The following is a 4515-nucleotide window of genomic DNA, read 5'->3' as shown; positions in this document are numbered from 1 at the left end:
CACCGGGATGTCACCCGACGACCCGCTACCGAACTTGAACACCCGCGTCGCCACCCCACTGTTGACATCCCGCAGATAGAACGTCGACGTCGACGGCCGGTACACCCCCACCGTGTCCACCCCATCGTTGTTCCAGTCCCCCGACACCGGAATGTCCTCCGGCGACACGTCCTCGGCGATGTTGTCGTAGCGGACCGGGGTGTAGTAGCTGGCGGTGCTGGCTGACCAATCGCGCTCGATGGTGTCGCTGCTGCCCGTCTGCTCGATGACCGTGGGCTTGGTGTGCGCGGCATCGGCCCACTTGACGAAGAGGGCGACGTGGTTCTCGTCGCGGTTCCCGGTGTGCCGCAGCAGGGCGTCGCCCGGCTTGAGTTCGCTGCGGGCGATCGGATAGGACCGCTCGTCCAGGTTGCCGGTCCAGAAGCTGTCCCCGAGGCCGCCGAGACCCCACGCCATCGAGACGAAGCCGGAGCAGTCGGTGCGGTAGTCACCGTACTGGTTCCGGTAGCACCGCTCCTGGCTGTACGGCACACCACCGACGCTGAGCCAGCTCCGCGCCCGGGTGATCGCTTCCGAACGGCGCACGGTCTTGTCGGCGCCATTGTCGTCACATCGCAAGGGCGTGGTGCTGACGGAGGCGAGGGACGGTCCCGGCTGGGACGACAGCCCCGGGTAGACGGGCAGCGCGGGATCTCCCGGTACCTCCTCAGTGGCCGACACCACCGAGCCGGCCGGCGACGTCTGCGGAGTGGCCGATGCCGTCGTCGGCGTCATCGCCATGGCTGCGACCAGTACAGCGAGCGGTACCAATGACCGGCGGACCAACCAGCCGCCCCGTCGAGCGAATGAGTGCATGTGCTTCCTCCCGTTGTGACGGCGGGCTCGGGCCGCGTCTGCCGAGAGTCTGGGGAGTGCGCCTGACGTACGGCTGGAGGATCAACTCCCGTAGTCGGCCCCGTACCTACCGCTGGAGAATCGGCGGCGCCGGCTCTAGGCTGACGATCTTTCGGCACGGGAAGTAGTCGGCTATGGACGATCAAGATCGCGAAAGCGTCGGTGAGCTGGTGCGGAGCGCCCGGGTGAGCAGCGGCCTGACCCAGGCGGACCTTGCGGAACGGGCCGGGGTCAGTGTCGGTCTGGTACGGGACCTCGAGCAAGGGCGCAGCGGGCGACCGCGCGCACGTTCTCTGCAGGCGCTCGCGGACGCGTTGGGTCTTCCGGACCACGAGCGCGCGCGAATCACGCGGCCGGTGCGGCAGCCGCAGCGGCAGCGCGTCGACACGGCCGGTCCGGCACAGCTCTCGGTTCTGGGCCCGCTACTGGTCACGCGCGCAGGTCAGCCCGTGACGCTGAACGCCGGACGGCACCGCATCGTGCTGGCACGGCTCGCGCTGACCCCGAACCGGCCGGTCAGCCGCGACGAGCTGATCCAGCTGTTGTGGGGGGACCGCCCGCCGCCGTCGGCCGCCAATGTGGTGCAGACCCATGTGAGCCGGCTCCGTCGCCTGCTAGAGCCGAGGTCGCAGCCGGACCGGCCACCGATGGTGGCGCTGGTGTCCGGTGGCTACCAGCTTCAGGTCGACGCCGACCAGCTCGACCTGGTGAGGTACCGGTCCCGCCTCGTCGAGGCGGGTTCGGCGACCCTGCCGCCGCAGCGCGCCTTCGACCTGCTCCTCGACGCCCTGAGCATGTGGCGCGGCGACGCCGCCGAGGACGTGTCGGAACTCGGCGGCGATCCCCTGGTCACGGCGCTCGCCGAGGAACGCGTGGAGATCACCGTCCGGCTGGCGCGCCTCGGCGAGGCGCTGCACCACCAACGGCAGGTCCTTCCGCTGCTGCGCTGGCTGGCGGGGCGGCATCCGTGGCATGAGTCCCTGCACGCCCGGTTGGTGGTCGCGCTCACCGCGGCCGGGCAGCAGGCCGCCGCGATCGAAGCCTTCGACGGTATCCGTCGACGGCTCGCCGACGAGCTCGGCATCGATCCTGGTGCCGAACTCGTCGAGGCCCGGCAGGCCATTCTCGCCGGCCCCGGCGACCGACACCACGGCGTGCCGTCCACAGGCGGCGGTGTCACGCCGTGGCAGGCGCCCGCGCCGCCCGCGGACTTCTGCGGCCGCACGAACGAACTGCGTCGGCTCGAGCGGGCGCTGCGCTATCCGCGCAGGGATTCCCCTGTGGTCTGCGTGGTCGCCGGAATGGCCGGCGTCGGCAAGACCAGCCTCGCGCTCAAGGCGGCCCGGGGCGTACGTCGCGACTTTCCGGACGGGCAGCTCTACATCGACCTACGGGGAGACGACCGGCCGGTCGCGGTCGCGTACGCGCTCGCCCGGCTGTTGCGGGCCCTCGGTGTCGAGGTTCGCGCCATTCCCGGGGATGCGGACGAGGCCGGGGCGCTCTACCGCAGCGTGCTCAACGACCGGCGCGTCCTGATCGTGCTCGACAACGCCCGAAACGCCGCCCAGGTCCGCCCGCTGCTGCCCGGTCCTGGCGGCAGCGCGGTCCTGGTCACCAGCCGCAACCAGTGCGAGGAACTGGACGGCGCGGTCCGTATGTTGCTGCCGGTCTTCGAGCCGGACGAGGCGTTGGACCTGCTGCGGGCGAAGCTGGGAGCGGCCCGGATGGACGCCGAGGGGGAGGATGCCGAGGCGCTCGTCGACGCATGTGGCCGGCTGCCGATCGCGGTACGGCTGATGGCCGGCCGGTTGGCAGGCCGCCGAGAGAGCACGATCGCCGACACCCTGCGGCGGCTCGCCGACGAGAGGTCCCGACTCGAACAGCTGAGGCTGGGCGACAGCACCGTGACGAGCAGCTTCGCGATCAGCTACCGCGACCTACCGACGACGGCGGCCGAGGTCTTCCGGGCGGCCGCGCTCATCCCCGGGGAGAGCGTCTCGGTCGCCGCGGTCGCCGCTCTGCTCGGGGCCGAGCAGCGGGTCGTCGGCCCGGCGCTGGACCATCTGGTCGCGGAGAACCTGCTCCAACCCAGCGGAGCCAGCCGCTACCGGTACCACGACCTGTTGCGTCTCTACGCGCTCCGAACTGGTGAGACCCATCAGACACCGGGCGAACGAATGGCGGCTCTGGGTCGGCTCTACGAGTGGTACCTGACCCGCACGGCAGCCGCGATGACGCTGGTCTACCCCGGCATGATCCGGTTGCCGGTCGATGTCGACCCGGCCGGAGCCGACTTTCCCCATGTCGACGCCGCTACGGCGTGGCTGCACGAGGAGGCGGGAAACCTCGTGGCCGCAATCGAGGCCGCACCGGTCAACGGGCACCCGGCGCTGGCCTGGCAGCTGGCCGACCAGATGCGCGGATACTTCTTCGTCTCCGGAGACGCGGTTGCCTGGCTGGCGAGCGGCGCCGCCGGGTTGACCGCCGCGGAGGCCGAGGGCGACGTCCGCGCCCAGGCAGCCATGCACCAGACCATCGGTCAGGCGCACTGGGCAGCCGGGAAGCACGACCTCGCCGTCCAGGCATACCGCGCCGGAATCGCGGCCGCACACCGCAGCGGCTGGCTCGTCGGTGAGGCGTACCTGTCCCACAATCTCGGTCTCGTGCAAGCCGAGCTGGGCCACGTCGACGAGGCGCAGGAGCTGTACCGGCGGGCCCTCGACCTAGGGACGGGCCCGGACTTCGACCACATCCGGGCGGTGACGTTCAACGACCTGGGCACGCTCTGCCACGAGCGGGGACAGCTCCTCGAGGCGGTGGGGTACCTGACGGCGGCGCAACGGCTGAACGAGAAGTCGGCGCGCCACCCCTCGGCAATGGTGAACCGGCACAACCTAGCCATGGTCTTCCGGCAATTGGAGGACTTCGAGGCCGCACGCGACCACTTCGAGGCCGCCCTCGCGCACTACCGGCACACCGGATCCACCCTGAAGGAGTTGTCCGTACTGGACGAGCTGAGCCACCTCGACCGCCAACTGAACGAGTGGGTGTCCGCGGTGAACAACGCCGCCGAGGCGCTGCGGCTCACCCGGCAGCTGCGCAACCTGCGGGCCGAGGCGGGCGTCCTCAACACTCTCGGCTACGCCCTGCTGGGCAGCCGCGCGCTCGACGACGCCCGGGCCAGGTTCACCGAGAGCCTGACAATCAGCCGGGACCACGGCTTCCCGTACTTCGAATGCCAGGCGGGCATCGGCCTGGCCGACACCATGCTGTCGAGCGGTGCCGCCGAGGAGGCCCGTCGTACGGCGGCGGCCGCGCTGGACATCGCCGCCCGCAAGACCTACCGGGCCCTGCACAGCGATGCCCTCATCGTGCTGGCCAAGGCGGCGCTCCAGCGGGGTGAGGCGGAGGACGCCGCGCAGCACTGCAAGGCTCTCCGCGAACTGCTGCGGACGACCCACCTGCCCGACCGGACGCGCGAGTGCGACGCCCTCGAGGCACAGATCGGCCACCTGATCCCGGTGGCCTGACCGCTGCGACGGCGGGGCCCGGTGGTGTCCGGACCCCGCCGTGGGTGTGCTCGTGCTCAGATGCCGTAGATGAACTCGTCGTCGGTGCCGC

2 protein-coding genes and 1 pseudogene are annotated in these 4515 nt (G+C 70.9%); 2 read left to right on the top strand and 1 reads right to left on the bottom strand.

Annotation, left to right across the window (positions count from 1 at the left end):
- A partial coding sequence (locus tag ACZ6PY_RS30335; protein WP_466078722.1) for an NlpC/P60 family protein occupies positions 1-780 on the bottom strand: 780 nt, incomplete at its 3' end.
- A 248-nt stretch (positions 781-1028) separates the two neighbouring features.
- Here ACZ6PY_RS30335 and ACZ6PY_RS30330 point away from each other — a divergent pair.
- Positions 1029-1226: pseudogene (locus tag ACZ6PY_RS30330) on the top strand (helix-turn-helix domain-containing protein); the annotation flags it as partial.
- 117 nt (positions 1227-1343) lie between these two features.
- Positions 1344-4424, top strand: a complete 3081-nt coding sequence (locus ACZ6PY_RS30325) for an AfsR/SARP family transcriptional regulator (RefSeq protein WP_466078725.1) — start codon at positions 1344-1346, stop codon at positions 4422-4424.
- The last annotated feature ends 91 nt before the right edge of the window (positions 4425-4515 follow it).

The sequence above is a fragment of the Micromonospora sp. NPDC048907 genome, from assembly GCF_055586885.1.
Note: the sequence above shows the minus strand (reverse complement) of the source record. Positions and strands in the feature narration are given on the sequence as shown.